The sequence below is a fragment of the Sulfuriferula sp. AH1 genome, assembly GCF_002162035.1.
Classification (GTDB): domain Bacteria; phylum Pseudomonadota; class Gammaproteobacteria; order Burkholderiales; family Sulfuriferulaceae; genus Sulfuriferula.
This window is the reverse complement of the sequence record NZ_CP021138.1, coordinates 1,885,696-1,912,380: the sequence shown is the minus strand read 5'-3', so window position 1 is coordinate 1,912,380 and position 26,685 is coordinate 1,885,696. Positions and strand designations below refer to the sequence as shown.

Sequence of the window (26,685 nt, the reverse complement as noted above, 5' to 3'; positions counted from 1 at the left end):
TCTCAAGCGGAGTCATGATGCTGGAGCTGCACCATATTGCCAAGTCTTACGCGAACAGGCGGCGTGTGCTGACCGACTTGTCTTACACGCTGGGCGAAGGCGAATATGTCGCCATCATGGGCGACTCCGGCGTGGGCAAGTCCACCTTGCTCAATCTGATCGCCGGGCTGGATAGCCCGGATGCGGGCGAGATCGTGATCGACGGCGTATCCCTGGCCGGCCTGGATGATAATGCGGCGACCCTGCTGCGGCGCGCCCGGCTCGGTTTCATCTTTCAGGCGTTTCATGTGCTGCCGCATTTGAGCGTGCTGCAAAATATTGGGTTGCCCTTGCTGCTGAATGGCATGGATACGCAGCGTGTCCGGACCATGCTCGATGCGGTCGGCTTGCAAGGGCGAGGCGACGATTTCCCGCGTCAGCTCTCGGGTGGCGAGCTGCAGCGTGTTGCCATTGCCCGCGCGCTGGTGCACCGTCCCAGGCTGGTATTGGCCGACGAACCCACTGGTAATCTCGATCCGGATACGGCGCACGGCATACTGATGCTGTTGCGTGACGAAATCAAGGCCAATGGCGCTTCCGCCATGATCGTCACCCACTCCCCCGCGGCAGCGGCCACCGCGGATCGCGTGCTGATTCTGACCAACGACGGCCTGCATCCCGCCTGATGAACGTGCGTACCGCTCTGCTTACGCGCTGGTTGGTATGGGGCGAATGGCGCGCCTATCCGCTGCGTGCGCTGGTAGCCATCACGGCGATTGCGCTCGGCGTGGGCATGGGGTTTGCGATCCAGCTGATCAATGCGGCGGCGCTGGACGAGTTTTCGGCGGCGGTAAAGAGCCTGTCGGGGCAATCCGATCTGGAGGTGCGTGGTGCGCAAGCCGGTTTCGACCAGCGTATCTATCCGTGGCTGGCACAGCATGACGGGGTGGCGGTCGCCAGCCCGGTGCTGGAGCTGGATGCGGTCGTGCCGGGCAAAAAGCAGCCCTTGAAAATCCTCGGCATCGACATGTTTCGCGCCGGTGCGATCGCACCCGATCTGATCGGCATCCCGGATGAGGACAAGACCTTCGACACGTTGTCGGACGATGCGATTTTCCTGTCGCCAGCGGCGATGAGCTGGTTGCAGGTGCATCAGGGCGATCAGCTGAAACTGCGTTCCGGGACGCATATCATCGCATTGCGTGTCGCCGGCGGCCTGGTGCATGCACGCGCCGGCCAGCGCATCGCGGTGATGGATATCGCTGCCGCGCAGTGGCGCTTCCATCGTGTCGACCAGCTTTCGCGTATCGATCTGAAGCTGACTGCGGGCGTCAACCGCGCCGTATTCAAGGCGGCGTTGCAGCGTGAACTGCAGGGCCGCCTGCTGGTGACGCAGAGCGGAGAGCAGACGACGCGGGCAGCCGACATGTCGCGCGCCTATCGGGTCAATCTGAATGTGCTGGCGATGGTGGCGCTGTTTACCGGCGCGTTTCTGGTGTTCTCCACGCAGGCATTGTCGGTGATGCGTCGGCGCAGCCAGTTCGCGCTGCTGCGGGTGATGGGGCTGACCCGTGCCCAGCTCATGCGCCAGGTGCTGCTGGAAGGGACGGTGTTCGGCATGCTGGGGTCTGTCGGCGGCATTGCGTTGGGCTACGCGATGGCCGCCGCGGCGCTGCACTTCTTCGGCGGGGATCTGGGCGGCGGCTATTTTGCCGGGATTGATCCTGTCGTGCATTTTATGCCGGCAGCGGCAGCCGGGCTGTTTTCGCTCGGTGTCATCGTGGCTTTGCTGGGTTCGGTCACGCCCGCCTGGGAAGCAGCGCGTGCCCATCCGGCAGCGGCGCTCAAATCCGGCAGCGAAGAGGGCGCGCTGACGCGATTGGCTAATCCGTGGCCGGCGTTGGCCATGCTGGTAGTTGGCGCATTGTTGACGCAGCTGCCGCCGGTACGCGGTTTACCGGTATTCGGCTATATTGCCGTCGCGTTTTTGCTGATCGGCACCATTGTGCTGATGCCGCGGCTGACCGGCGGTTTTTTCCGGCTGGTGAGCAGCCTGCACCTGCGCGGTGCCGTCGCCAGCCTGACATTGGCGCGACTGACCAATGCGCCGAATCAGGCGTCCATTGCGCTGGGCGGTGTGCTGACCAGCTTCAGTCTGATGGTGGCGATGGCGATCATGGTCGCCAGTTTCAGGGTGTCGGTGGATGACTGGCTGTCGCGCCTGCTGGCGGCGGACGTATATGTGCGTTCGGCACAAAATGGCGACACCGGCGCACTTTCTCCGCAGGCGCAAATGACGATCGCGAATGCGCCCGGCATCGCCCGCGCCGATTTTCTGCGCCAGACGCCGTTGACGCTCGCGGCGGATCGGCCGGACGTGATGCTGATTGCGCGTACCATTGATGTCCGTGACCCCGGTAAAATCCTGCCGATCATCGGGCCGACTCTCGTGCCGCAGGGGATGCCGGTCTGGGTGTCGGAACCGATGGTGGATCTGTATGGCTATACGCTGGGTCAGCATGTGCGCTTGCCGCTCAATGGGCGCATGCAGGATGCGGTGGTGGCCGGCGTATGGCGCGACTACGGCCGCCAATTCGGTGCGATCCAGATGCGGCTGACGGATTATCGGGCGCTGACCGGCGACATGGATGCCAATGACGTCGGGCTGTGGCTGCAACCGGGCGTCACGCCGGCACGGGTGATCGCTACCCTGAAACACCTGCCGTTCGGCGCGCTGCTGGAATTCGCCGAACCCGGCGAGATCCGCGCTGTCAGCCTGAAGATTTTCGACCGCAGCTTTGCGGTGACCTACCTGCTGGAAGTGGTGGCGATCGTTATCGGCCTGTTTGGGGTGGCGGCGACCTTTTCGGCACAGACGCTGGCACGCGCAAAGGAATTCGGCATGCTGCGGCATATAGGCGTGACCCGCAGGCAGATAATCGGCATCCTCGCCGCGGAAGGTGGTCTGCTGACCGGCATCGGCGTTGCGGTCGGCTTTGCGCTGGGCTTTGCGATCAGCCTCATCCTCGTGTTTGTGGTCAATCCGCAGTCGTTCCACTGGCGCATGCAGCTGCATCTGCCGTGGGGATTGCTGAGTTCGGTGGCGGCCTTGCTGCTGGTGTCGGCCATCGTGACCGCGCTGGCAGCGGGGCGTTACGCGCTGTCGGGCAGCGCGATTCGTGCAGTGAGCGAGGACTGGTGATGCGTTATCTGAATCTGTTATTTCTGTTGCTGGCGTCATGGGCTGCAGCTGCACCGCCGCAATTTGCGCAGGTGACCTCCGGCCATGCCGTCAGCTTCCCGGCGGCTTACGGAGCGCATCCGGGTTTCCGCACGGAATGGTGGTATGCGACCGGCTGGCTGCAGACGCCGGATAAAAAGCCGCTGGGATTCCAGATCACGTTCTTCCGCATCGCTACCGGTATCGATGACGCCAACCCCAGCGAGTTCGCCGCCAGACAGCTCATCATCGCGCATAGCGCGCTGTCCGACCCGGCGCTGGGCAGGTTGCTGCACGATCAGAAAAGCGCGCGCCAGGGCTTCGGCCTGGCGTATGCCGGGACGGGGAACACCGATGTCAAGCTGGATGACTGGCGGCTGCTGCGCGCCAGCGGCGGCCAGTACCAAGTGACGGTCGCTGCACGAGACTATCGCTTGCAGCTGCAGCTTTCCCCATCGCAGCCGCCGATGCTGCAAGGCGAGCACGGCTATTCGCGCAAGGGTGCCAGCCCGGGACAAGCCAGCTATTATTACAGCGAGCCGCATCTGCTCGTCAGCGGCAGCGTCGAGCGTAACGGCAAAACCGTGAACGTCACCGGCAGCGCCTGGCTGGACCACGAATGGTCGACCAGCGTGCTGGATCAGCATGCGGTCGGCTGGGACTGGGTGGGCGCCAATCTGGATGACGGCGGCGCGCTAATGGCGTTCCGCATACGCGACAAATCCGGCAAGCCGCTGTGGGCGCATGCGACGCTGCGCGATGCCGGCGGCAGGATGACGCAGTTCGGTAACAGCGAGGTGAGCTTCATGCCGCAGCGGGTTTGGCGCTCTCCGCGCACCGGCGCGAATTATCCGGTCGCGATGCAGGTGCAGACCGGGACGAGCGTATGGCAACTGACGCCGCTGCAGGACGATCAGGAACTCGATTCGCGCCAGTCCACCGGCGCGGTGTATTGGGAAGGTGCGGTGAGCCTGAGCCGTGACGGCAAAGCCGCAGGGCGCGGCTACCTGGAACTGACCGGATACGTGAAACCACTCAAATTATGACTACTCCGCAGCAAACCACGCAAGTAAAAGGTTTGGTCATCCTCAAGGGCTTGCTGCCGTTTCTCGCACCGTATAAGCGCCAATTCGTGCTGGCGGGAATTGCGCTGCTGGTCGCTGCCGGCGCCACGCTGGCCATTCCTTACGCGTTCAGGCAGATGATAGATCTCGGTTTTGGCGCGACAGGCAGTAAAAGCATCCAGCATGTGAATACCTATTTCCTGGCGCTGTTCGGTGTCGCCTGCATACTTGCTGTGGCGACGGCGGCACGGTTCTATATGGTGTCGTGGCTGGGAGAACGGGTGACTGCCGATATCCGCAGCGCGGTGTATCGCCATGTGGTCGGACTCAGTCCGGAGTTTTTCGAGACCACGCAAACCGGCGAAGTGCTGTCGCGGTTGACCACCGACACCACGCTGATCCAGGCGGTGGTCGGCACCAGCATCTCCATGGCGCTGCGCAATATGCTGCTGCTGATCGGCGGTCTGGTGATGCTGTTCGTGACCAGCATCAAGCTGTCGGCCATCATCATCGTGCTGCTGGCAGCGGTGGTGCTGCCCATCATCGTTTTCGGTCGCCGCGTGCGCAAATTGTCGCGCGATTCGCAGGACCGTATCGCCGATGTGTCGGCCATGGCAGGCGAGATCCTCAACGCGATGCCGACGGTGCAGGCGTTTACCCACGAAGCGCTGGAATCCGGCCGTTTCGGCATTGCGGTGGAAAGCGCGTTCGAAACCGCGATATGGCGTATCCGGGCGCGGGCCATGCTGACGCTGATCGCGATTCTGCTGGTGTTCGGCGCGATCGTGTTCGTGCTCTGGCTGGGGGCGCATGCGGTGATGCAGGGCGATATGAGCGGCGGCGAACTCGGGCAATTCATTCTCTATGCGGTGATCGTGGCCGGTGCGATCGGTGCGTTGTCGGAAGTGCTGGGCGAAGCGCAGCGTGCGGCTGGTGCGACCGAGCGCTTGCTGGAACTGCTGGCGGCAAGTTCGCCGATCCGGCCGCCTGCGCAAGCGCTGCCGTTGCCGCCATGCGCTGGCAACGGTGCTGCACTGGCATTGCAGCAGGTGACTTTTCATTATCCGTCGCGTCCGCAAACGCCTTCGCTGCAGGGCGTGTCGCTGACAGTGCGGCCTGGCGAAACGGTAGCGGTGGTCGGGGCGTCCGGTGCGGGCAAGACCACGCTGTTCCAGTTGCTGCTGCGCTTCTATGACCCGCAGCAGGGTATCATCACGCTGGACGGTATCGATATCCGGCAACTGGATCTGCATACCCTGCGCGATACGATCGGTATCGTGCCGCAGGATACCGTGATTTTTTTCGCCAATGCACTGGAGAATATCCGCTACGGGCGTGCCGATGCCAGCGATGCCGAAGTGGTCGCTGCGGCGAAAATGGCGGCAGCGCACGAATTCATCGAAAAATTGCCGGAAGGCTACCACGCTTTCCTCGGCGAGCGCGGTGTGCGCCTGTCCGGCGGCCAGCGCCAGCGTATCGCAATTGCGCGCGCGTTGCTGAAGAACCCGGCGTTGTTGTTGCTGGATGAGGCGACCAGCGCACTGGATGCAGAATCCGAACGTCTGGTGCAGGGCGCGCTGGAAGCTGCGATGGTCGGGCGCACCACGCTGATCATCGCGCACCGGCTGGCGACGGTGCAGCGCGCCGACCGTATCGTGGTGATGGATAACGGCCGCATCGTGGAGACCGGCACGCATGTGAGTCTGGTCGCGCTCGGCGGCATCTATGCCAATCTGGCGGCATTGCAGTTCCATGTCCCGACGCATTAACGGTATGGTGCTGTTGCCCGACGTTGGAGTACGATTGCTGCGACAAATATGTGCTAACGTGTTGCAGCAGTCAGCGCCCCGTTGTTGCGGGGCGGATTTTAAACCGATGAGTCATGATGTTTTTTGAAGAGGAGAAGTGAAAATGAAGCGTTTCCTATTGGCAGGCGTGTTGGCACTGGGTTCGACGGTTGCGGCAGCTGCCAGCTTTACGTTGAGCAGTCCCGATATTGCGCCCAGACAGACTATCGGACCCAGGTTCGTATTCAATGGTTTCGGCTGCAGCGGCGAGAATGTATCGCCGGCGCTGAACTGGAAAAATGCGCCGGCAGGCACCAAGAGTTTCGCCATCATGGTGCATGACCCTGATGCGCCTACCGGCGGCGCCGGATTCTGGCATTGGGTGGTGGTGAATTTGCCGGCGACGATGACTGGTCTGGCACAGGGCGATGGCGGTCTGGACAGCAGGAATCTGCCGCAAGGTGCGCAACAGATTCGCAACGATTACGGCCAGGCGGCCTGGGGTGGCCCTTGCCCGCCGGAGGGCGACAAGCCGCACCATTATAATTTCACTGTCTATGCGCTGAAAACCGACAGGCTGGATATTCCTGCAGGCACCTCGACTTCAGTGGTAGGTTTCATGATCAATAGCCAAGCCTTGGCAAAGGCGACATTGACCGGGCGTTACGGACGCTAAACGCTGCTTATCCGGCGCCCGCCATGCTGGCGGGTGCCGCGCTTCCTGTCTGTATTTCGGCAGCCACTCCCGCCTTTTTGTTGCGTCAATCTGCAAAATCACTGATTAATTATCTTGTGTTGATATGGTCTTTGTCTTGCATTGTGCAAGATGGAATGCCGCATGTAATGGCGATAGCGAATTATTGCCTTTATCCAATCGTGCATTGAAAAAAACGGTTTGTCGTATATAAATTAAATGGATATGTGCGTTATTGAAAGTTTTTGCTCATTTGGAAGCAGGGAGACTCAGGGTTGAATATATGCGATATAAAAGATCGGTTTAATCTGCAGGACGGGGCCATGCATGACTAAGGAAACTGGCACCGGGAAAACGTCATCCCTGAGCATGGAATGCAGGCAGACTTTTGATGAATTGCGCACACTTAAAGTCAAGTGTGAGTCGATGATCAAATATGCCAACGATATCATCCTGCTGTTTGACTCGGAATCGAGACTGGTCGAAGCCAACGATCGTGCGATTGAAGTCTATGGCTACAGTCGTGAAGAACTGGAAGGAATGTCGGTAATCAGCTTGAGAGCGCCAGAGTTCCGGGACAGTCTGATGATCGACTGGGGACAATCGGCTGTGCCGGACGGCGTGTTGTTCGAGACCCTGCATCAGCGTAAGGACGGCTCGACCTTTCCGGTCGAGGTCAGCATGCGTCTCATGGAAATCGGCAGCCAGACGTTTCGTCAGGAGATCATTCGTGACATAAGCGAGCGCAAATCCTTTCAGGAAAAATTCCAGCAGCAATTTGCCGAGCTTGAAAATATCCGCAAGGAATGGGCGGACGTGTTCGACAGCGTATCGGACCCGATTTGCATCCATGATCAGGATATGCGCGTAGTGCGTGCAAACCGGGCTTATGCCGAGAAGATCGGCTTGCCTTACAAAGAGATTATCGGAAAATACTACTGGCAGCTGTTTCCCAAACTGGATGAGCCGTTATATAGCACTACCGATACCGGGGATATGGAGGAAAAAATCCACCTCGCCGACGGCAGCATCTATCTTTCGCATTGCTATGCCATCAAGGATGCAAATGGCGTCAAGATATATACCATCCATGTCATGGAGGATATTACCGAGCGCGAGCACGCCGAACAGAAATTGCAGCGTATCACACGGACACTCGTGACGCTGAGTGCAGTTAATCATGCACTGGTACGCACAAATGGCGAAACCGAATTGCTGGAAGAGATATGCAAGTCCGCGGTATTGCAGGGCGGCTACGTGATGGCCTGGGTCGGTTATGTGCAGGCGGATGAGGCGAAATCAGTGGTGCCGGTCGCACACGTAGGCGCCGAGCAGGGATATCTGGAAACAGTGGATATCACATGGGCCGACAGCGAACGCGGGCATGGTCCTGTCGGCTGCGCCGTGCGGCTCGGCATGACGCAGGTGGTGCAGGATATCCGGGCAGATCCTCGCATGACGCCTTGGTGCGCGAATGCGCTACAGCGCGGTTATAACGCCTGTATCGCGTTGCCGCTCATGATCAAGGGCAAGGTATTCGGCGTGCTTGGCATTTACGCGAAGGAAACCTCGGCATTCATCCCCGAGGAAATCGCGTTGCTGGAAGAAATGGCGGGTGACATGGCATACGGCATCGCCGGTCTGCGCACGGAAATCGAGCGCGACGATGCCTTGCAACGCTACCGGGAGAAGTCGGAGCAGCTGCTTTCCAACCTGAGCGACACGATCCAGGCTATCGCTGCCACAGTGGAAGTGCGCGACCCTTATACCGCTGGGCATCAGCACCGGGTTGCCGATCTGGCAGTGGCGATCGCCCATGAACTGGGACTGGACGAGGATCGGGTGTATGGTTTGCACCTTGCGGGGATCGTGCATGATCTGGGCAAGATACAGATTCCCGCGGAAATCCTCAGCAAGCCCGGGCGCCTTACCGCCATTGAATATGCCATGATCAAGCAGCATCCGCAGGCCGGTTACGATATTCTCAAAGGTATCCAGTTCCCGTGGCCGATTGCGCAGATCGTGTTGCAGCATCATGAACGGATAGACGGGTCCGGCTACCCCAACGGACTCAAGGGCGGGGAAATTCTGTTCGAGGCCAAAATCCTTGCGGTGGCTGATGTCGTGGAAGCGATGGCTTCTCACCGCCCTTACCGGGCCGGTTTGGGACAAGTGATAGCGCTGGCGGAGATCGGCAATCATAAGGGTACCTTCTATGATCCGTCGACGGTAGAGGCGTGCCTCAAACTATTCCGCGAAGAACGCTTTGCCTTTGTCTGGTAGAGCGCCAGCGCCTGAATCGCATTTATTGCTTGAATAGCGTTTTGAGTTCTCGCGGCTGGGATCGCCAGTACTGTTTGGGCGCATCTACCTGATCTTCCAGATAGGCAGCCGCGTGCCATGGCCAGCGCGGGTCATATAGCATGCCGCGAGCCAGGGCTACCATGTCCGCCTGCCTCAAGGCGATAATCGTTTCTGCCTGTTCCGGTTCCGTGATCAGCCCTACGGCGATGGTGAGTAATCCGGTTTCCCGCCGGATTCTTTCAGCAAAAGGCACCTGATAGCCGGGGTTAAGCGGAATCTGCTGCAGGGGCGACAGCCCGCCCGAGGAAACGTCGATGAATGCACAGCCGCGCTGCTGCAGTTCCTTTGCAAAAACCACGCTCTGTTCGATTTCCCATCCCTGTGGTACCCAGTCCGTTGCTGAAATGCGGACACCTACCGGTTTGTCATCCGGTAGCGCATTGCGTACGGCTTCGAAAACTTCGAGCGGAAAACGCATCCGGTTTTCCAGCGAGCCGCCATATTCGTCATGCCTGTCGTTTGCCAGCGGCGACAGAAACTCGTGCAACAGGTAGCCGTGCGCTGCATGCAGTTCGATGACATCGATGCCCAGCCGGTGAGCGCGTTGTGCAGCCGCCACAAAGTCGTTTTTGATGCGCTGCAGCCCGGCGGCATCCAGTACAAGCGGCGGCGTGTCGTCTGCGCCATAAGGCAACGCAGACGGTGCAACCGTTTGCCAGCCACCTTGTTCCGGAGTGATGGATTTGCCGCCTTCCCATGGCACCTGGGTCGAGGCCTTACGTCCGGCATGCGCCAGCTGGATCGCAATGGGTATCGGAGAGTATCGCCGTATCGCCGTGATGATTCGCGCGAGTGCGGCCTCGGTCTGATCGGACCATAAACCGAGATCGCCGGCAGAGATGCGGCCTTCGGCTGCGACTGCGGTCGCTTCGATGAATAACAGGCCGGCACCCGATAAAGCCATATGGCCGAGGTGAATGAGATGCCAGTCGGTTGCCTGACCGTGCTCGGCGGAGTACTGGCACATGGGTGAAATGACGATGCGGTTGCTTAATGTCAGCTTGCCGATAGCGATAGGAGAAAACAGTTTGCTCATAAATGGCTCCAGTCGATAAGTGGTTACATCATTCAGGGAAGAAGAGCTGCATCCTTCGCGGCCAGGCTGCCTACAGCCGACCAGTCGAGCTTATCGCCGCCATGCGCCATCAGCTCGAGAAAACGATCGCGCAGGATGCTGGCGAAAGGCAGCGGCACTTGCAACTCCTCGGCTGCCGCCAGCACAAGCCGCATGTCCTTCTGCCCGAGAGGCGCGGCAAAACCGGCGGGCTCAAATTGACGATCGGCAATCATGCCGCCGTAATTCTTGTACAGCGGGATATTGAACAGGCTGGAAGTCAGCAGTTCCAGGTATTGATGCCTGTCCACGCCGCCTTTTTCCACCAGCGCCATGGCTTCGCCCAGCGACTCGATCACGGTGGCGATCAGGAAATTGCCGCTCAGTTTTACCAGGTTGGCTTTTTCCGGTGCATCCGACATGATGAAAGTGCGCTGGCCGAACACATCCAGCAACGGCTGGATCTTTGCGATGAGCTCGTGCTTGCCTGCGGCGACCATGAACAGTTTGCCGGCGGCGGCTGCATCCGGCCTGCCGAAAACAGGCGCTGCGATATAGCCTTGCTGCTTCTCGGCGTGCGTCTGGGCGAGCCGGGCAGACAGGGCGACGCTGACCGTGCTGCAGGAGACATGGATGGCGCCGGGCTTGAGATGCGCCAGCATGCCTGACGGACTCAGCACCACTTCTTCGAGCGCCACGTCATTTGCCAGCATGGTGAAAACCACATCGGCATCGCAGGCTTCAGCGATGCTTTTTGCGCCTTTCACGCCCATGGCTACCAAGGGTTGCATGCGCTCGGCAGAGCGATTGAATACGGTGAGGTCATATCCTGCCTGATGCAGACGTGAGGCCATGCCTGCGCCCATCTGTCCCAGCCCGATGAATCCTGTTTTCATCATTCCTCTCCAAAAGTCGGTCGTAAATTACATTGCTGATAATGAAGTCCGCTGGCAGGCATTCGATGCAGAAACCGCTCATGCGCAAACATAAGCCTTGTGCTTGCGCCAGAGGTAAAACGCTCGTTGCTTTGCCGTGCTGTTTGTATTAATTTATAACATATCGTCGGGCATGTTACGTTATCAATGAGCGAACGCCGCGTTTTACCCATCAACCCTTTCCGTCTGGAAACAATCTTCATGAGTCCAATGTAGTTATTCAATCAAATCGATAAGGAGTATTTGTATGGCTATTTCAATGTACCAGGCTTCAATACCCATATTTATCCGCAATTTGAATAATCTTCGCGCCATTCTGGAGAAAGCCGCTGCTCACGCCGAAGCCAGGAAGATAGACCCCGCTGTGTTGATCGGTTTCCGTCTTTATCCTGACATGTTCGCATTCGGCAAGCAGGTGCAGGTGGCCGCCGACCATGCCAAAAACGGAGCCGCCCGATTGGCGGGAATCGAAGCGCCGACATCCGAGAACACTGAAAAGACGTTTCCCGAGCTCATCGAACGCCTGCAAAAAACCATCGAATATCTGAACACCTTCAAACCGGAACAGATCGATGGTGCGGAGGAAAGGCAGGTTACGATCAAGCAGGGCGATAGTTCGATCCTCTACACCGGCCAGAGTTTTCTGTTGAATCGCGCGCTACCCAATCTGTTTTTTCATATCGCTACGGCTTACGATATATTGCGCCACAACGGGGTGGAGCTGGGCAAGGCGGATTATCTGGGTAAAAACTAGCTGCTTGCATTGGATTACCCGTCGGAAATACCGTTATTCCCGGCATATAAACCGGGAGATTGCGGCTTCCCCGAAAATCAATGTTTCTTGCCGATCAGCTCGATTTTGTAGCCGTCCGGGTCGGCGACGAAGGCTATTATGGTCGTGCCGTGTTTCATTGGCCCGGCCTCACGCACCACTTTTCCGCCGAGTCGCTTGATCTGCTCGCAGGTAGCATAGACGTCATCCACCTCGATGGCGATGTGGCCGAAGCCGTCGCCCAGATCATAATTGTCCGTGCCCCAGTTGTAGGTCAGCTCGATGACCGTATGGTCGCTCTCATCGCCGTAGCCGACGAAAGCCAGCGTGAATTTCCCCTCGGGATAATCGGTCCTGCGCAGCAGTTTCATGCCGAGGACATGGGTGTAAAAATCAACGGCACGGTCGAGGTCGCCGGTGCGAAGCATGGTATGAAGTAGACGCATGGTGCGGATTCCTGTGAGTTTTAAAAGCCGGAAGTCAGCGCATGGCTTTCCGTTTCGAGTCTGATATATATACCAGATTGGCTGCGAGAGGTGGCATGGAAGAGAGATTGGCGGGCTCATCCGCCAGCAGGCGGTCATACTCTTTTTTGACTGTCCGATAACACTCGCACGCGTTCGCTTCCAGCTTTTCCCGATCAAGGATGGTTATGTGTCCCCGATGGTAATTGATCAGTCCGGCACGTTGTAATTTTCCGGCCGCTTCGGTGATTCCCTCGCGCCTTACGCCGAGCATGTTGGCGATCGATTCCTGGGTCATGTCCAGTTCATTGCCGTCAATACGGTCGAGGGTTAACAGCAGCCGTCGGCAGAGCTGTTTTTCCACAGAATGATGCCGATTGCACACGGCAGTTTGCCCCATGTGTGCAAGCAGTGCCTGACTGTAGCGCAACAGCAGGTTCTGCAGCGCACCGGAGCGGCGTCCGCCAGCCCGGTCCAGTTCCTGTTTCAGGATAGAGGCTTTCAGTCGGTAGGCATATCCGGCATTTTGCACGATGGCATCATCGTTGGTGCAATTGGTTCCCATCAGTACGCATATGCCGATCAGACCCTCATTTCCAACCATCGCCAATTCGTCGGATGAGCCGTTTTCGGAAATATAGAGTATCGAAGCGATAGCGGTAGTGGGGAAAAATACGTGTTGCAATGGGCGTCCTGCTTCATATAGCACTTCATCGCGCGCTAATGAAACAAGTTCCAGATGAGGGAGCAGTCGCTTGAGGACGGGAGCCGGAAGTACGGCCAGTAACTGATTTTGATGAGTCGTAGGCTGCTTAATCATATATTTTCTCACCCTGTTTATTAGTTGATACGATTACGCTGGCTGAATGAGGGTAGCTAAGCAACTGTAGTACATTATTACCTTTCTTACCATACGTTAAAGACTGACAGCATGAATGTGCACGAAGTTCAACTTGAAAGCCTGTGGCAGGAAATGGCTGGCAGGGCCAGTCAAAACGTTCTATGATGGTTTAACACCCTCGGACAAACGGGAGCGAACATGAATAATAAAACCGGGTCCCCTAACCTTGGCGCTGTCGTCTCGATTCGGGGCAGCGTGGTGGATGTACGGTTCGAGGCTTCTTTGCCGCCGATTTATACCTTGCTGCGTACCGGCCTGAATGGCGAGATCGCCATTGAAGTGCTGGCGCAGCTCGACGCACATCGTGTGCGCGGCATTGCGCTGACACCGACCCAGGGTCTGGCTCGCGGCATGCGGGTGACCGATACTGGCGGCCCCTTGCAGGCACCTGTGGGCAGCGATATTCTCGGCCGCATGTTCGACGTTTTCGGCACGCCGATCGATCACCAGCCCCCACCGTCAGCAGTGGAATGGCGCTCCGTGCACTGTGCACCACCCGCCTTGCTGCGCCGTTCTACCCAATCCGAAATTTTTGAAACCGGCATCAAGGCCATCGACGTGCTGGTGCCGCTGGAGCGTGGCGGCAAGGCCGGCCTGTTCGGCGGTGCGGGAGTAGGCAAGACTGTATTGCTCACCGAGATGATCCATAACATGGTGGGGCATCACGACGGCGTCAGCATCTTTTGCGGCATCGGCGAGCGCTGCCGCGAGGGCGAAGAACTTTACCGTGACATGCAGCAGGCGGGCGTGCTGCCCGGCATGGTGATGCTGTTCGGCCAGATGAACGAGCCGCCCGGCAGCCGGTTTCGCGTCGGTCATGCCGCGTTGACCATGGCCGAGTATTTCCGCGACGACGAGCATCGCGATGTGCTGCTGCTGATCGATAATATCTTCCGTTTTATCCAGGCCGGCTCCGAAGTGTCGGGACTGATGGGACAGATGCCGTCGCGGCTGGGTTATCAGCCGACCATGAGCACCGAACTGGCCGAGCTGGAAGAGCGTATTGCGAATACCGATAACGGCGCCATCACGTCGATTCAGGCGGTGTATGTACCGGCCGATGATTTTACCGATCCGGCTGCGGTACATGCCTTTTCCCATCTGTCGGCATCCATCGTGCTGTCGCGCAAGCGTGCCAGCGAAGGCCTGTATCCGGCGATCGATCCATTGCAGTCCAGCTCCAAAATGGCGACGCCGGGCATCATCGGCATGCGCCATTATCTGCTGGCGCAGGAGATTCGTCGTACGCTCGCGCAGTATGCCGAGCTGAAAGACATCATCGCCATGCTCGGGCTTGAGCAGCTGTCGCCGGAAGACCGCAGTATCGTGGGTCGTGCGCGGCGCCTGGAACACTTCCTTACCCAGCCGTTTTTCACTACCGAACAGTTCAGCGGCATGGCAGGCAAACTGGTCAGCCTGGAAGATGCGCTGGACGGCTGCGAACGTATCTTGCGCGACGAATTCAAGGATTATCCCGAGAGCGCGCTGTACATGATAGGGTGTATAGACGAAGCGCAGACCAGATTGCCGCAATCGGCATCGACACTTGCGCCGGTGCCGGTTGCAAGCGCAGTGGAGGTCGAACCCCATGAATCTTAAGGTGTTGCTGCCATACCGGATTTTTGTCGAGAAAACCGACGTGTCGCGTATCGTGGCTGAAACCGCAGTCGGTTCATTCGGCATCCTGCCGCATCGGCTCGATTGTGTGGCTGCGCTGGTACCGGGGATACTGGTATTCGAAACCGCAGCGGAAGGCGAGGTGTATGTCGCCGTCGATGAAGGCGTGCTAGTGAAAGCCGGCGCTGACGTGCTGGTGTCGGTGCGCAATGCGATTGCAGGTACGGATCTGCGCAAACTGCGCGCGGCAGTGGAGCAGGAATTCCTCAATCTCGATGAGCAGGAGCGTGAGGCGCGGCTGGTGCTGGCGAAACTGGAGAGCGGTTTCATCCGTCGTTTCAAGGCATTCCGCGGTGAGTGAACAGCCGAAAATCAAGCCTGCACAAAGCGAAACCCGGCTCAGCCGTCAGGTAGGCGCCAAGGCGACGCGCAAGCTTAACGCGCAGCGCAATGCCGCAGAGGTGGTATGGTCAGGTTTGAGCGTAATGGGGCTGATAGGCTGGTCGGTGGTGGTACCGACGTTGCTGGGCGCCGCGCTGGGCCATTGGCTGGACGCGCATTATCCGATATCACATTCATGGACGCTGATGCTTATAATGACAGGGCTGAGTCTGGGATGCTGGAATGCGTGGCGTTGGATAGGTAAGGAAAATCAGAGCGTACGGGAGGAACAGGAACGTGGCGATGAATGACATCGGAGGACTGGTGCTGGCGTGGGTGACGGGATTGCTGTTGGGGGCGATGTTTTTCGGCGGTCTGTGGTGGACTGTGCGCAAGGGGTTGACTGCGCGCCATCCTGCTGTCTGGTTTCTGGGTAGCCTGTTGTTGCGAACCGGCATTACTCTGGCCGGATTTTATGCCGTAGCGGCGCATGATAGCTGGCGTTTGCTGGCTTGTCTGGCCGGATTTGTCATCGCACGGTTGATCGTGACCCGGCTCACACGTCCGTTCGATATCAAGACAGCGGCGATGGCCGCGGAGGCCGGCCATGCATCTTAGCCCTGATGACGTGGTGTTCTGGCAATACGGCTGGGCGAAACTCAATCTCACCATCGTCACCACCTGGGCGCTGATGCTGGTACTGGTGGTCGGCGCCAGGCTGGTGACGCGCAAAATCGGCACACTCGCGCCGCAGGGCGTGCAGGTCACGCGCTGGCAAAGTCTGCTGGAAATCGTGGTCGCCGCGATCAAACAGCAGATCATGGATGTCGGTTTGCGTCAGCCGGAAAAATACATGGGCTTTCTCGGCACCCTGTTTCTGTTCGTGGCGATCGCCAGCATTTTTACCATCATCCCCGGTTACGAGCCGCCCACCGGTTCGTTGTCGACTACCGCTGCACTGGCGATCTGCGTGCTGGTGGCGGTGCCGCTGTTCGGTATCCAGGAGCTGGGTCTGGGCGGCTATCTGAAGGATTACCTGCAGCCGACCTTCATCATGCTGCCGTTCAATATCATCAGCGAGCTGTCGCGCACGCTGGCGCTGGCGGTGCGCCTGTTCGGCAACATGATGAGCGGCGCGATGATCGTCGGCATCCTGCTCACCATCACGCCTTTCCTGTTCCCGATCGCGATGAGCGTGCTGGGCTTGTTGACCGGTATGGTGCAGGCTTATATTTTCAGCATACTGGCCACGGTTTACATCGCCGCCGCAACGGGCACACACAGACCTCAACACGAAACTGCGCCTCTGCAACCTGAAGCATAATTTCAACAAGGAGCCGAAATGGATAGCATGACAATAATTGCGGTAGCTTCAATCGTCACTGCCGGGCTGACTATCGGCCTGGGCAGTATCGGGCCGGCGCTGGGGGAGGGACGCGCTGTGTCGACCGCGCTGACTTCGCTGGCGCAGCAGCCCGATGCGGCAGGCATGATTACCCGTACCCTGTTTGTCGGACTGGCGATGATCGAATCCATTGCGATCTACTGTTTTGTGGTGTCGATGATACTGATATTCGCCAACCCGTTCTGGAGTCATGTCATCGCAGAAGCTGCGGGAAAATAAACCATGATCATCGACTGGTTTACCGTCATTGCCCAAGTCATCAATTTTCTGGTGCTGGTGTGGCTGTTAAAGCGGTTCCTCTACCGGCCGATCCTCGATGCCATCGCCGCCCGCGAAAAACGCATTGCCGACGAACTCGCGAATGCCCATGCAACCAAGCTGGCTGCGCAGCATGCCCGGGACGAATTCAACCGGAAGAACACCGCGTTCGATCAAGCGCATGCCGACATGGTCAATCAGACGATGGACGAAGCCAAGGCTGAGCGGCAGCGTTTCATCGATGCCGCGCGGCAGGAATCGACGGACTTGCGTAGCCGGTGGCAGGAGGCTTTGCGTAACGAACATCGCAATCTGAATGCGGAGATCACACGCAGGACGCAGGAAGAAGTATTTGCCATTGCCCGCAAGGTGCTGACGGATCTGGCAGGCGTGAGTCTGGAAGCGCGTATGGTCGAGTTGTTCGTGCAGCGCCTGCATGATCTGGAAGGCGCCGAGCGCACGCGTCTGGTTTCCGTATTCAAGGCGCCGTCCAGCCAGATGCTGGTGCGCAGCACGTATGCACTGACAGCCGAACAGCATGCAGTCATAGCCGATGCGGTAAAAGCCGTATTCGGCCTGGCGCAGCCCTTGCAATTCGAGGTCGCCGATACCGTCAGCGGTATCGAGCTGGTTGCGGACGGGCAGAAGCTGGCGTGGAGTATTGCGGATTATCTGGGCGCCCTGGAGAAAGGGGTCGGTGAATTATTGAGCAAGCAACTCAAACCTGAACCCGATATCGTGCCGGAGTGAAGTTTACATGAGCGAAACGGCTAACAATCTGCGGGCGGTTTTCGATCAGGCTTTCGCCGGGTTTGACCAGGTGCGGGCAGCTCAGGCTCCGTATCTGATGTCGCGGGAAATCGGCATCATTACCAGCATTGCTACCGGGATCGCCAAGGTTGCCGGCTTGCCCGGCGTCGGTTTCGAGGAGTTGCTGAAGTTTCCCGGCGGCGTATTCGGTATCGCGTTCAATGTGGATGAAGACGAGATCGGCGTGGTGCTGCTGGGCGAATACTGGCATTTGCATGCGGGCGATGAGGTCGAGCGTACCGGTCGGGTACTGGATGTCGGCGTCGGTAACGGCTTGCTGGGGCGCGTCATCAACCCGCTGGGCCAACCGCTGGACGGAGGCGGGGCGGTGCATTTCAGCGAACGCATGCCGGTCGAGCGACCTGCGCCTTCCATCATGGACCGGGCCCCGGTCAGCCGCCCGCTACAGACGGGGCTCAAGGTGATCGATGCCCTGATACCGATAGGCCGCGGCCAGCGCGAGCTGATCCTGGGTGACCGCCAGACCGGCAAGACCACGATCGCACTGGATACCATTCTCAACCAGCATAACCAGAATGTGCTGTGCATCTATTGCGCCATCGGCCAGCGTGCATCCGGCGTAGCCAAGGTGATCGCCACCTTGCGCGAGAAAGAGGCGCTGGCTTATACCATGGTGATGGTGACCGAGGGCAACGATCCGCCAGGCCTCGCTTATATCGCCCCGTATGCCGCCACCAGCATTGCGGAATACTTCATGCAACAGGGGCGTGATGTGCTGATCGTCTATGACGACCTGACCAATCATGCCCGCGCTTACCGCGAGCTGTCGTTGCTGTTGCGCCGGCCGCCCGGCCGCGAGGCATTTCCCGGCGATATCTTCTACATCCACTCGCGGCTGCTGGAACGGGCGACGCATCTGCGCCAGGAGTTCGGCGGTGGGTCGCTGACCGCGTTGCCGATCATCGAAACCGAATCGCAGAATATTTCTGCATACATACCCACCAATCTGATTTCGATTACCGATGGTCAGCTTTATCTGTCGCCGTCGCTATTCGAATTGGGCGTGCTGCCCGCGATCGATGTCGGCAAGTCGGTATCGCGTGTCGGCGGCAAGGCGCAGCTGGCGGCATATCGGGCCGTGGCGTCGAATCTCAAGCTGGATTATGCGCAATTCGAGGAGCTGGAAAGCTTCGCCCGTTTCGGGGCACGGCTGGATGAAAATACGCGCAGCAGCATCGAACATGGGCGACGCATCCGCGCCTGTCTCAAACAGCCGGAATTCTCTCCGGTGCCGGTAGCCGTGCAGATTACGGTATTGCTGGCCCTGAGTGCGCGTCTGTTTGACGACGTGCCGCTGGCGCGCATGGCTGAAGCCGAATACGCTTTGCGTGAGGCGGCTGCGGCGATCCCGTCAGCGGTTTATCAGCGCTTTGCGACGGCGACCCATCTGGAGGACGAGGACAGGGAAATCATTTTGCAAATCGCGCGCAGGGCCCTGACGCCTTTTGTCGCGCAGGCGGATGCCGGGAGTGCGTCATGAGCGATATCTCGGTGAATCTGCAACGCAAGATCAGTAATGCCGGCGAACTGGAGTCTGTGGTACGCACGATGAAGGCGCTGGCGGCGGCCAGTGTCAGCCAGTACGAACGCGCGGTGCAGTCGCTGGATGAATATTATCGGACCGTACGGTTGGGTCTGGCGGCGTGTTTGCGCCAAGGTGCGCCGTTGCTTGATGGCGCTGCTGGCGGGTGGCAGCGGCCAGCGGCAACAGGCGTCATCGTGTTCGGCTCGGATCAGGGGCTGGTAGGGCAGTTCAACGATGAGCTGGCTGATTTTACCGCAGCGGTGCTCAACGATCTGCCGGGCGACACGATCATCTGGGCGGTCGGCGAGCGCGTGCAATTGCGGCTGGCGCACATAGGGCTGGTGCCCGAAGCGCTGTTCGGCGTGCCTAATTCGATCAATGCGATCACGCCGCTGATAGCGCGCCTATTGATCGAGATCGAAACGCAGCGCGAACAGGGGTTGCTGGATCAGGTATATATCTTCCATAACCGGCCTGAGCCGGGGGCATTGTATGAACCGGTCAGTCAGCGTCTGCTGCCGCTGGACGAAACCTGGCAACGTGATTTGCTGGCGCAGCGCTGGCCGACGCGCAATCTGCCGGAGGCAGTGGGCGGCGAAACGGCTACCTTGTGGGCGCTGATACGCGAATATCTGTTCGTATCGCTGTTTCGTGCCTGCACCGAATCGCTGTCCAGCGAGAATGCCAGCCGTCTGGCGGCGATGCAACGGGCGGAAAAGAACATCGACGAACTGCTGGTCGAGCTTAAACTGACTTATCATCGATTGCGCCAGAGCGGGATAGACGCCGAACTGTTCGACGTCATTTCCGGTTTCGAAGCATTGACCGTACCGGGGCGGAAAGCGGTACAGTCAGGCAATAACCAGAATAACTGAAAGGAAGCGCATGAAGATCAATGTGGCGGATTACCGTGTACCCGCAGGGAAAAAAGTCAATCTCAGGAAATGGCCGACGCTGGTAAAGCCGGTGTACAAGTCCAAGTCTCAATATCAACAGCGACTCGCGGCGCAGGTTGCCGAATTGAGCGCGCTGCAGCAGCGGCATTATGCGGCCGACAGTTATTCGGTATTGCTGATTTTTCAGGCGATGGATGCCGCCGGCAAGGACGGCGCGATCCGGCATGTGATGTCGGGCGTGAATCCGCAGGGTTGCCAAGTTTACAGTTTCAAGCATCCCAGCGTCAGCGAGCTTGATCATGACTTCCTGTGGCGTGCGACCCGGTGTTTGCCCGAGCGCGGGCGCATCGGTATCTTCAACCGCTCATATTACGAAGACGTGCTGATCGTACGCGTGCATCCTGAGATCCTGCATAATCAGGGTCTGCCGGACGCGCTGCTCAATGAAAAGACCATCTGGATGCAACGTTATCACTCGATCAATGAATTGGAAAAACATCTGCATCGCAACGGCACCCGGGTAGTCAAGTTTTTCCTGCATCTGTCCAAGGAAGAGCAGCGCAAGCGCTTCCTCGCGCGTATTGACGAGCCGGAGAAAAACTGGAAATTCAGTCTTGCCGACATAGAAGAGCGCAAATACTGGGACGATTACATGAAGGCTTACGAGGCCTGCCTCAGTGTGACCAGCACCAAGGACGCGCCCTGGTATGTGGTGCCGGCCGATGACAAGATAAACGCACGCCTGATCATTTCGGAAATCATCCTGGATACGTTCCGCGAGCTTAATCCGGAGTTCCCGCATCCGGATGCAAAACGCACGGCCGAGCTGCAGGAGATCAGGAAATTGCTGGAGAAACGCTCCGGGACGGCGGCTCCGGTAGCGGACTCCCCGATGATTATTGATTAAATCGCATATGGTGTATTCCGAGTCGCTGCATCATTATCTGTCCCTGGCCGGCGCTTATTTTGAGCACTATGGTTATGCTGCAGTATTTCTCGGGATACTGATCGAGGATTTCGCGGTGCCGGCGCCCGGAGAGTCGCTGTTGATCGCAGAGGCATTCCTGGCTGCGAGCGGCAAGCTGCATATCGTGCCGCTATTGTTTTTCGCCTGGCTGGGAGCGGTGCTCGGTGACAATATCGGTTATCTGATCGGGCGTTTTGGCGGGCGAGCCGTGGTGTTGCGCAACGGACGCTATGTGGGGTTGAATGTGGCGCACCTGACGCGCGTCGAACATTTTTTCGCCCGTTATGGCGGCTGGCTGGTCACATTTGCCCGCTTTGTCACGCTGCTGCGTCAATTGAACGGCATTGCGGCGGGGCTGGCGAAGATGCCGTGGTGGCGTTTTCTGGCATTCAATGCACTGGGTGCGGCGCTGTGGGTCGGCGCCTGGGGCCTGGGGGCCTATTATCTGGGCAAACGTATCGCCCAGCCGCTGCTCCTGTTGAAGCAGCTTGAGCCTTATATCTGGGCCGTGGGCTCCATTGCTGTGGCGGCGGCGGTGATCTACGTTTTTTCGCGCAAGGGCAATGGGGGAGATGACACCTGAACTTGCTGCTCTCCGGGCGATATGTGCGTTAGTGCACAGAAGCGTCAGCACGTTATGTCCTAGCATATTCTTGAAAACAGCAGGCGGTTCCCGTCGTCGTTTCCATCCGGTAATGAACTCTACAAGCTGGCGAGTATCAAACGGTAAAGGTCAACCGGTCTAAATTAATGACATGGCGTAATTATCGTTGGGGAGATGGCTTGTGCGATTTTTCTGTTATGACATCTGTATGCCTGAATAAGGCCGCTGACTCATGAATCTTTTCAATCTGGAATTCAGCAAAACGGCTTATTTTGCCGACTTTGCAGTTTACCTTCTGCTGCCGGCGGTTGCTGCCTTTATGCTGTTGCATTACGCGCCGCAGGGCGAATGGATCAATATCGTCATTGCCGGCATGACCGGGCTGGTCGCCTGGACACTGCTGGAATACGTATTGCATCGCTTTGTGTTGCACGGGATAGAACCGTTCAAGGGTTGGCATACGCAACATCATCTACGGCCTTATGCGTTAATCGGCACCCCTACTGTATTCAGTCTGATGCTGTTTCTGGTCTGCATATTTCTACCGGCTTTGCTGGTTGAGGGCATCTGGTCGGGTGGCGGTTTCACGCTCGGCGTGGTGAGCGGCTATGCCGTTTATTCCTGGATGCACCATGCAGCTCATCACTGGCGGGCAAATGGCGGGTGGCTGAAGCGACGGAAGCGGTTGCATGCCATGCATCATCATGGGCAAAGCAAATGTGATTTCGGTGTCATTACCTCGTTCTGGGATCGGGTATTCGGTACCCATGTCGATTAACAATGGCGCGGGCGGATTGCCCGTTTTTTCGCAATTATCGCCATACTCAACGTGATTGAGAATGCCATTCCCGCTATGCAGCGTAGAATCGGCAGACCGGTTTTATGGCTAAACAATGCCGATCATTTATCAAAGGAGAGCGATATGCTGGTGACATTCACAACCGATGCCTATGCCGACATTACCATGTTTGGCGATGTCGCGCTGAGCATGCTGAAAATGATGGGGCATAGCGCGACTGTGCCCGGCGCCATTCTGGCGGCGGATGTGCCGGATGCCCTGCGCCGGTTAACCGGTGCGCTTGAGGCCGAAAAGACGGCACCATCCGTTGCCGACGCGGATGAGGATGAGCCGGTGGTGAGCATGGCCAATCGCGGGCTGCCGCTGGTGAAGCTGCTGACGGCAGCCGTCAAGGCGAACAGTGACGTGATGTGGAAATAGATGTTTATTGCTGTTTAATTCAAGGAGGGGCATCATGAAAAAAATGGAACAGCTGGAACTGGATGCGCATCGCAGCGAAATCGCTGCGGATATGCGGAGTCTGGTGGAAAAATATCGTGCAATTTTCGATTGGGATATTCCGGAAATTAATCAGCCGGCAGCAGATAAGCTCATCATGGCGGCGATGCATGGCGCGCTGGATGAGATTGCGACGAAGCTGGCCGATTAAACGGTGGTACCGGGAAGATTCGACATGATAAGGCACATGAACAGGGCTGCTTTCCCGTGAAGTTCATTTTGTGCGGAATTTGAAATCAGGCTGGCCCTGCGCACCGGTTTAATATTCGAGACTGAGTGTGATCGCGCCATAGCCGGGATTTGTGGTTTGGGTGGTGAATTCCTTGCTGCTGATGTAATGGGCGTAGGTGATTTGTCCACCGTGCCATTGCCATGCTGCGCCTACCGCAATGTTGCCCACGACCAGCTCCTTGTTGACGCTATGGCTGGCGGCAAACGTGTTGCCATCGAGAAAGATGTCATGTGCGACCAGCCGTGCGTCGGCGGATATGAACGCATGTACTCCGCCAGAGGAAAAACGCCGCAGGTTCGGGTCTTCAAGCGGTGCGTTGCTATCCCCGGCAGAGCGTATCGGCGAAGTGCCGAAGTCGTTGGGTAAACGGTTGCCTGCGCGCAATTCGAAGCCGGTATTCAGGTAGGTGGCCACGTTGCCCAGGCTGCCGCCATAATGGGTGATGGCATCGAATTGCGGCCAGCTGCCGGTGGCGCTGTTCCATACTTTTTTCTTGCGCTCGACTATGATCTGGATACCTGGCTCGTTATGCAACTGATTGCCCCAGCCATTGAAACGCGGGATGTCTCGCAGGTCATGAATGAAGTCCTGGGTCTGTTTGGCCATTGACGCGGGACCGATCATGCCGAGATTGACCTGAACCGTATCCATCTGCCTTGCATTTCGTTCGTTGTAACCCAGACCGAGATATAGCCAGCCAGCATAAGGCCGATCATCGGGAATGACATCGGTGCGGATTTTATTCAGCGGGGTATACATCGATTGCCCGAATGTGACGACCATGTTGCGCGACTTGTATCCGGCCCGGTGCAAGGATTCGAACATTCGATTCAGGCGGCGTACCCATACCGGCAGACAGGGATCGTGAATATAATCCTTCAGATTCGCGGAAACCCAGGAGAGCTTGACGCCGTTGGTATACCCTTCATCGGTGCCATTGAACAGGTCATTTTCAAAGTGGATATTGTAAATTTCGGGATGCCGGGCAAGTGCGGTAATGCCTTTTTCGGCGGGATCGCAAAAACCGGTTTGCGTTTCATCAGCCTGAACCGGGTTGGCTGCCAGCAGTGCGGCAATGCCGAGCATGCAAGTTTTTGTATTGGGGAATTTTGGCATGGGTGGCATGGCTTTCCAATAATTCTGTAGTGGGCAGGATTTACTGTATCTGACGCTGATTCCAGATAGTGCCATAGTTTGCCGGTTAGCGGGAATTGGTCGTGCATTGAGTGCCAACCAGCGGGTTTGACATTCCCGCTTTCATGGTCTAGGTTTAAGACATTGAGCGCGCTTGCTTTGGCAGAATAGGCGTTCATCACAAGTTCACTGCGCCTAGCTGTTCCGAATGTTGCTGACTATCCTTGACCCGGTAAGTTTGTATTTGCTTATTATAAGGAGCGCTGACATGACCAGAATCCTTGGATTCGCTGGAAGTTTACGTAAAGACTCTTACAATCGGGCGTTGCTGCGTGCTGCACAGAAGCTTGCTCCTGCCGGCACTGAAGTGGAAATTGTCGATATCGGGGACTTTCCTTTATACAATGAAGATATTGAGAAAACGCTTCCGCCAATGGTTGCGGCATTTAAGGATAAGATCGTGCAGGCCGATGCGGTGCTCATGGTAACGCCTGAATATAACTATTCCATTTCCGGTGTGCTCAAAAATGCGCTTGACTGGGCATCGCGCCCGTACGGCAGTAATAGTTTCGACGGCAAGGCAGTTGCCATCATGGGAGCCACCAGCGGCACTATTGGAACGGCGCGGGCGCAATATCATTTACGGCAAATATGTGTATTCCTCAACGCCTACGTGCTCAACAAGCCGGAAATTATGGTGTCGTCTGTACCGGAGAAATTCAGGGATGGCGAATTGGTGGATGAAAAGACCAGGCAGAAAGTACATGAACAGCTGGTCGCGCTGACTGCCTGGGCCAGGCAGTTGCGTAAAGTCTGACGGAAGATCTGGCACGCCGGATATTTTGTATATAACCAGCAAGATCATGATGTCATGAGGGCTGATTGCTTTGCAGTTCGCTGCTCATGCACATCTTTGGCTGTTCAGTCGTATTTGATTAAGTGGCAAAAAGAGGCCAGAATTCGGCCTGAGTATGGGTTAAATCACCGGTTGTATCGTAATTCCGGCATGAGTCCCGTTAATCATTTCTGAGGGATGCATGGATTTAGATGTTCGCACGATATTGGTGATGCTCGCCATTTTGGCTTTTATGTTTGCCGGTCTGCTCGAGCTGGCCAGGCTGCATGCCGGAAATATCCGGGGTATCCGGCAATGGTCTGTTGCAAGTTTGTGTTTGGGTCTGGGGCTTGGACTTGCTTATATTTTTAACAGGCCCATGCCGGGATTCGATTGGGCCATCGTTGCGGGTGCGACGCTGGTTGCGGTAGGGATAGGTCTTCAATTCGGCGGCATACAGGCCTTCAAGGGTGAACATGGCGACTGGCGTATCCTGTCGCTGATTGTCGTCGCGGTATTCTCCCTGAATGTCTGGTTTGCCGTTCTGCATCCCGATGTTCGTCTTCGATCGATAGCGAATTCCATAGTGTATGCCTTTGGTTACGCTATGTGCGCTCGTGCACTTCTTATCAGAATCGAGTCTCCGTTTCGGACAGCCTACTGGTTTACCGGTTTGTCTTTCGTTGTGCTGGTAGCCGTACTGCTGGCCAGGGGGGTGACGATATGGTTGTCACCGCCGGATGCTTACGCTGGCATCTATTCGCAGCTACCAATCAATCCATTGTCATTTTTCATTGCCAGCCTGGTGCAGCTCTGCGTGACATTTGGTTTCATCTTGATGCTGGATTACCGGCTGGTCACGGATATGCAGAAGCTGGCGTCGCGCGATGTGCTGACCGGCGCCTTCAACCGGCGTCGGCTGGAAGAGGAGGCAGTGCTTCAGTGGGCGCGGCATTTACGTACAGGGAATACACTGGCAATCATGCTGCTTGATGTCGATCATTTCAAGTCGATCAATGACTGTTATGGGCATCAGACAGGAGACGAAGTGCTGAGCCGGCTGGTTGCGATTGCGCAAATGACTATTCGTGCCGATGATTACTTCGCGCGATACGGCGGCGATGAGTTCTGCATTCTGCTGCCTTCCACAACGGAACAAGAAGCCCTGGTGCTGGCAGAACGTTTGCGCCAGACCTATGCCGCTGCGAACCTCGAGTTTGGCGGCATAACCCTGAAGAGTACGGTCAGCATCGGTGTCGCCGACTCGACTTGCGCCGGTCAAACGTTCTCGTCGCTGGTTGCGGCTGCCGATCGGGCGTTGTATCGGGCCAAGCATGATACGCGTAACCGGGTGGTGCTGCATTCGACCATGGGCTCGGCTGTCACAGTGGCAGTGCCGTCTTGATTGTTTTTGCAGGCGTTACTTCGTATCCGGATCACGAAACGAGTTCCGGCACTTTCAGCATGAT

Annotated in this window: 28 protein-coding genes; 23 read left to right on the top strand and 5 right to left on the bottom strand. The window is 57.5% G+C overall.

The annotated features are described in order from the left end of the window. Nucleotides 1-17: 17 nt before the first annotated feature. The 6 genes from CAP31_RS09735 (at nucleotide 18) to CAP31_RS09710 (ending at nucleotide 9,027) form a co-directional block, all read left to right on the top strand. A complete protein-coding gene (locus CAP31_RS09735; protein WP_087448345.1) occupies nucleotides 18-665 on the top strand; it encodes an ABC transporter ATP-binding protein in 648 nt (215 codons plus the stop codon). Beyond that, nucleotides 665-3,181 (top strand): FtsX-like permease family protein, encoded by a 2,517-nt coding sequence (locus CAP31_RS09730; RefSeq protein WP_087447353.1) that lies wholly within the window; start codon nucleotides 665-667, stop codon nucleotides 3,179-3,181. The genes CAP31_RS09735 and CAP31_RS09730 overlap by 1 nt, the downstream gene beginning before the upstream one ends. After that, nucleotides 3,181-4,245 (top strand): lipocalin-like domain-containing protein, encoded by a 1,065-nt coding sequence (locus tag CAP31_RS09725; RefSeq protein ID WP_087447352.1) that lies wholly within the window; start codon nucleotides 3,181-3,183, stop codon nucleotides 4,243-4,245. The genes CAP31_RS09730 and CAP31_RS09725 overlap by 1 nt, the downstream gene beginning before the upstream one ends. Next, nucleotides 4,242-6,032, top strand: coding sequence for an ABC transporter transmembrane domain-containing protein (locus CAP31_RS09720; protein WP_087447351.1), 1,791 nt, complete (start codon nucleotides 4,242-4,244; stop codon nucleotides 6,030-6,032). Before CAP31_RS09725 ends, CAP31_RS09720 begins: the two co-directional genes overlap by 4 nt. A 142-nt stretch (nucleotides 6,033-6,174) precedes the next feature. Continuing rightward, nucleotides 6,175-6,726 (top strand): YbhB/YbcL family Raf kinase inhibitor-like protein, encoded by a 552-nt coding sequence (locus CAP31_RS09715; protein WP_087447350.1) that lies wholly within the window; start codon nucleotides 6,175-6,177, stop codon nucleotides 6,724-6,726. A 345-nt stretch (nucleotides 6,727-7,071) separates the two neighbouring features. Further along, complete coding sequence (locus tag CAP31_RS09710; RefSeq protein WP_087447349.1) at nucleotides 7,072-9,027, top strand: HD domain-containing phosphohydrolase; 1,956 nt, start codon at nucleotides 7,072-7,074, stop codon at nucleotides 9,025-9,027. 22 nt (nucleotides 9,028-9,049) lie between these two features. Here the strand turns inward: CAP31_RS09710 and CAP31_RS09705 are convergent, their stop codons facing one another. Both CAP31_RS09705 and CAP31_RS09700 read right to left on the bottom strand, forming a co-directional pair. Continuing rightward, nucleotides 9,050-10,144, bottom strand: coding sequence for an NADH:flavin oxidoreductase/NADH oxidase (locus tag CAP31_RS09705; RefSeq protein WP_087447348.1), 1,095 nt, complete (start codon nucleotides 10,142-10,144; stop codon nucleotides 9,050-9,052). 32 nt (nucleotides 10,145-10,176) lie between these two features. Then, a complete protein-coding gene (locus CAP31_RS09700; RefSeq protein ID WP_223247244.1) occupies nucleotides 10,177-11,061 on the bottom strand; it encodes an NAD(P)-dependent oxidoreductase in 885 nt (294 codons plus the stop codon). 283 nt (nucleotides 11,062-11,344) lie between these two features. Between CAP31_RS09700 and CAP31_RS09695 the strand changes: the two genes are divergently transcribed. Next, nucleotides 11,345-11,851 carry a DUF1993 family protein gene (locus CAP31_RS09695; RefSeq protein WP_087447346.1) on the top strand — a complete coding sequence of 169 codons (507 nt, stop codon included), beginning with the start codon at nucleotides 11,345-11,347 and terminating at the stop codon, nucleotides 11,849-11,851. A 77-nt stretch (nucleotides 11,852-11,928) separates the two neighbouring features. Here the strand turns inward: CAP31_RS09695 and gloA are convergent, their stop codons facing one another. Continuing rightward, nucleotides 11,929-12,315, bottom strand: coding sequence for a lactoylglutathione lyase (gene gloA / locus CAP31_RS09690; RefSeq protein ID WP_087447345.1), 387 nt, complete (start codon nucleotides 12,313-12,315; stop codon nucleotides 11,929-11,931). Nucleotides 12,316-12,349: 34 nt separating this feature from the next. Then, nucleotides 12,350-13,153, bottom strand: coding sequence for a Crp/Fnr family transcriptional regulator (locus tag CAP31_RS09685; RefSeq protein WP_087447344.1), 804 nt, complete (start codon nucleotides 13,151-13,153; stop codon nucleotides 12,350-12,352). 219 nt (nucleotides 13,154-13,372) lie between these two features. On the opposite strand from CAP31_RS09685, the gene atpD reads away from it, so the two are divergent. From atpD to CAP31_RS09615, 14 genes are all read left to right on the top strand, one after another. Next, entirely contained in the window at nucleotides 13,373-14,833 is a 1,461-nt protein-coding gene (gene atpD / locus CAP31_RS09680) for a F0F1 ATP synthase subunit beta (RefSeq protein WP_087447343.1), read from the top strand. Beyond that, entirely contained in the window at nucleotides 14,823-15,212 is a 390-nt protein-coding gene (locus tag CAP31_RS09675; RefSeq protein ID WP_087447342.1) for a F0F1 ATP synthase subunit epsilon, read from the top strand. Before atpD ends, CAP31_RS09675 begins: the two co-directional genes overlap by 11 nt. Next, on the top strand, nucleotides 15,205-15,543 hold the full coding sequence (locus tag CAP31_RS09670; protein WP_087447341.1) for an AtpZ/AtpI family protein: 339 nt from the start codon (nucleotides 15,205-15,207) through the stop codon (nucleotides 15,541-15,543). The genes CAP31_RS09675 and CAP31_RS09670 overlap by 8 nt, the downstream gene beginning before the upstream one ends. Further along, the gene (locus tag CAP31_RS09665; protein ID WP_087447340.1) at nucleotides 15,536-15,850 is read left to right on the top strand and encodes an ATP synthase subunit I; all 315 of its coding nucleotides are present in this window, start codon (nucleotides 15,536-15,538) and stop codon (nucleotides 15,848-15,850) included. The genes CAP31_RS09670 and CAP31_RS09665 overlap by 8 nt, the downstream gene beginning before the upstream one ends. Next, a complete protein-coding gene (locus CAP31_RS09660) occupies nucleotides 15,840-16,556 on the top strand; it encodes a F0F1 ATP synthase subunit A (protein ID WP_087447339.1) in 717 nt (238 codons plus the stop codon). Before CAP31_RS09665 ends, CAP31_RS09660 begins: the two co-directional genes overlap by 11 nt. Nucleotides 16,557-16,574: 18 nt before the next feature. After that, nucleotides 16,575-16,856, top strand: coding sequence for a F0F1 ATP synthase subunit C (locus tag CAP31_RS09655; RefSeq protein WP_087447338.1), 282 nt, complete (start codon nucleotides 16,575-16,577; stop codon nucleotides 16,854-16,856). Nucleotides 16,857-16,859: 3 nt separating this feature from the next. Beyond that, nucleotides 16,860-17,645: a hypothetical protein gene (locus CAP31_RS09650; protein WP_087447337.1), complete on the top strand. Its 786-nt coding sequence runs from the start codon at nucleotides 16,860-16,862 to the stop codon at nucleotides 17,643-17,645. Nucleotides 17,646-17,652: 7 nt separating this feature from the next. Beyond that, entirely contained in the window at nucleotides 17,653-19,206 is a 1,554-nt protein-coding gene (locus tag CAP31_RS09645; protein ID WP_087447336.1) for an alternate F1F0 ATPase, F1 subunit alpha, read from the top strand. After that, a complete protein-coding gene (locus CAP31_RS09640; protein ID WP_087447335.1) occupies nucleotides 19,203-20,126 on the top strand; it encodes a F0F1 ATP synthase subunit gamma in 924 nt (307 codons plus the stop codon). The genes CAP31_RS09645 and CAP31_RS09640 overlap by 4 nt, the downstream gene beginning before the upstream one ends. A gap of 10 nt (nucleotides 20,127-20,136) precedes the next feature. Beyond that, nucleotides 20,137-21,054 carry an ADP-polyphosphate phosphotransferase gene (locus CAP31_RS09635; protein WP_087447334.1) on the top strand — a complete coding sequence of 306 codons (918 nt, stop codon included), beginning with the start codon at nucleotides 20,137-20,139 and terminating at the stop codon, nucleotides 21,052-21,054. Beyond that, entirely contained in the window at nucleotides 21,047-21,697 is a 651-nt protein-coding gene (locus CAP31_RS09630; protein ID WP_157662727.1) for a DedA family protein, read from the top strand. Before CAP31_RS09635 ends, CAP31_RS09630 begins: the two co-directional genes overlap by 8 nt. 253 nt (nucleotides 21,698-21,950) lie before the next feature. Next, a complete protein-coding gene (locus CAP31_RS09625; RefSeq protein ID WP_087447332.1) occupies nucleotides 21,951-22,496 on the top strand; it encodes a sterol desaturase family protein in 546 nt (181 codons plus the stop codon). 144 nt (nucleotides 22,497-22,640) lie between these two features. Continuing rightward, nucleotides 22,641-22,937 carry a DUF1840 domain-containing protein gene (locus CAP31_RS09620; RefSeq protein WP_087447331.1) on the top strand — a complete coding sequence of 99 codons (297 nt, stop codon included), beginning with the start codon at nucleotides 22,641-22,643 and terminating at the stop codon, nucleotides 22,935-22,937. 34 nt (nucleotides 22,938-22,971) lie between these two features. Further along, nucleotides 22,972-23,166, top strand: a complete 195-nt coding sequence (locus CAP31_RS09615; protein ID WP_087447330.1) for a hypothetical protein — start codon at nucleotides 22,972-22,974, stop codon at nucleotides 23,164-23,166. A 108-nt stretch (nucleotides 23,167-23,274) separates the two neighbouring features. Here the strand turns inward: CAP31_RS09615 and CAP31_RS09610 are convergent, their stop codons facing one another. Continuing rightward, complete coding sequence (locus CAP31_RS09610; RefSeq protein WP_223247243.1) at nucleotides 23,275-24,372, bottom strand: lipid A deacylase LpxR family protein; 1,098 nt, start codon at nucleotides 24,370-24,372, stop codon at nucleotides 23,275-23,277. 217 nt (nucleotides 24,373-24,589) lie between these two features. Between CAP31_RS09610 and CAP31_RS09605 the strand changes: the two genes are divergently transcribed. Both CAP31_RS09605 and CAP31_RS09600 read left to right on the top strand, forming a co-directional pair. After that, nucleotides 24,590-25,198 carry an NADPH-dependent FMN reductase gene (locus tag CAP31_RS09605; protein WP_223247242.1) on the top strand — a complete coding sequence of 203 codons (609 nt, stop codon included), beginning with the start codon at nucleotides 24,590-24,592 and terminating at the stop codon, nucleotides 25,196-25,198. 220 nt (nucleotides 25,199-25,418) lie between these two features. Beyond that, on the top strand, nucleotides 25,419-26,621 hold the full coding sequence (locus CAP31_RS09600) for a GGDEF domain-containing protein (RefSeq protein WP_087447327.1): 1,203 nt from the start codon (nucleotides 25,419-25,421) through the stop codon (nucleotides 26,619-26,621). Nucleotides 26,622-26,685 lie beyond the last annotated feature (64 nt).

What these genes read in the sequence shown, in the direction of transcription:
- atpD (WP_087447343.1), top strand. Translation starts at nt 13,373, where the DNA reads ATGAATAATAAAACCGGGTCCCCTAACCTTGGCGCTGTCGTCTCGATT.
- CAP31_RS09675 (WP_087447342.1), top strand. Translation starts at nt 14,823, where the DNA reads ATGAATCTTAAGGTGTTGCTGCCATACCGGATTTTTGTCGAGAAAACC.
- CAP31_RS09735 (WP_087448345.1), top strand. Translation starts at nt 18, where the DNA reads ATGCTGGAGCTGCACCATATTGCCAAGTCTTACGCGAACAGGCGGCGT.
- CAP31_RS09650 (WP_087447337.1), top strand. Translation starts at nt 16,860, where the DNA reads ATGATCATCGACTGGTTTACCGTCATTGCCCAAGTCATCAATTTTCTG.
- CAP31_RS09705 (WP_087447348.1), bottom strand. Translation starts at nt 10,144, where the DNA reads ATGAGCAAACTGTTTTCTCCTATCGCTATCGGCAAGCTGACATTAAGC.
- CAP31_RS09635 (WP_087447334.1), top strand. Translation starts at nt 20,137, where the DNA reads ATGAAGATCAATGTGGCGGATTACCGTGTACCCGCAGGGAAAAAAGTC.
- CAP31_RS09685 (WP_087447344.1), bottom strand. Translation starts at nt 13,153, where the DNA reads ATGATTAAGCAGCCTACGACTCATCAAAATCAGTTACTGGCCGTACTT.
- CAP31_RS09710 (WP_087447349.1), top strand. Translation starts at nt 7,072, where the DNA reads ATGACTAAGGAAACTGGCACCGGGAAAACGTCATCCCTGAGCATGGAA.
- CAP31_RS09615 (WP_087447330.1), top strand. Translation starts at nt 22,972, where the DNA reads ATGAAAAAAATGGAACAGCTGGAACTGGATGCGCATCGCAGCGAAATC.
- CAP31_RS09725 (WP_087447352.1), top strand. Translation starts at nt 3,181, where the DNA reads ATGCGTTATCTGAATCTGTTATTTCTGTTGCTGGCGTCATGGGCTGCA.
- CAP31_RS09645 (WP_087447336.1), top strand. Translation starts at nt 17,653, where the DNA reads ATGAGCGAAACGGCTAACAATCTGCGGGCGGTTTTCGATCAGGCTTTC.
- CAP31_RS09600 (WP_087447327.1), top strand. Translation starts at nt 25,419, where the DNA reads ATGGATTTAGATGTTCGCACGATATTGGTGATGCTCGCCATTTTGGCT.
- CAP31_RS09625 (WP_087447332.1), top strand. Translation starts at nt 21,951, where the DNA reads ATGAATCTTTTCAATCTGGAATTCAGCAAAACGGCTTATTTTGCCGAC.
- CAP31_RS09700 (WP_223247244.1), bottom strand. Translation starts at nt 11,061, where the DNA reads ATGATGAAAACAGGATTCATCGGGCTGGGACAGATGGGCGCAGGCATG.
- CAP31_RS09655 (WP_087447338.1), top strand. Translation starts at nt 16,575, where the DNA reads ATGGATAGCATGACAATAATTGCGGTAGCTTCAATCGTCACTGCCGGG.
- CAP31_RS09730 (WP_087447353.1), top strand. Translation starts at nt 665, where the DNA reads ATGAACGTGCGTACCGCTCTGCTTACGCGCTGGTTGGTATGGGGCGAA.
- CAP31_RS09610 (WP_223247243.1), bottom strand. Translation starts at nt 24,372, where the DNA reads ATGCCACCCATGCCAAAATTCCCCAATACAAAAACTTGCATGCTCGGC.
- CAP31_RS09605 (WP_223247242.1), top strand. Translation starts at nt 24,590, where the DNA reads ATGTTGCTGACTATCCTTGACCCGGTAAGTTTGTATTTGCTTATTATA.
- CAP31_RS09720 (WP_087447351.1), top strand. Translation starts at nt 4,242, where the DNA reads ATGACTACTCCGCAGCAAACCACGCAAGTAAAAGGTTTGGTCATCCTC.
- CAP31_RS09665 (WP_087447340.1), top strand. Translation starts at nt 15,536, where the DNA reads ATGAATGACATCGGAGGACTGGTGCTGGCGTGGGTGACGGGATTGCTG.
- CAP31_RS09620 (WP_087447331.1), top strand. Translation starts at nt 22,641, where the DNA reads ATGCTGGTGACATTCACAACCGATGCCTATGCCGACATTACCATGTTT.
- CAP31_RS09695 (WP_087447346.1), top strand. Translation starts at nt 11,345, where the DNA reads ATGGCTATTTCAATGTACCAGGCTTCAATACCCATATTTATCCGCAAT.
- CAP31_RS09715 (WP_087447350.1), top strand. Translation starts at nt 6,175, where the DNA reads ATGAAGCGTTTCCTATTGGCAGGCGTGTTGGCACTGGGTTCGACGGTT.
- CAP31_RS09640 (WP_087447335.1), top strand. Translation starts at nt 19,203, where the DNA reads ATGAGCGATATCTCGGTGAATCTGCAACGCAAGATCAGTAATGCCGGC.
- CAP31_RS09660 (WP_087447339.1), top strand. Translation starts at nt 15,840, where the DNA reads ATGCATCTTAGCCCTGATGACGTGGTGTTCTGGCAATACGGCTGGGCG.
- gloA (WP_087447345.1), bottom strand. Translation starts at nt 12,315, where the DNA reads ATGCGTCTACTTCATACCATGCTTCGCACCGGCGACCTCGACCGTGCC.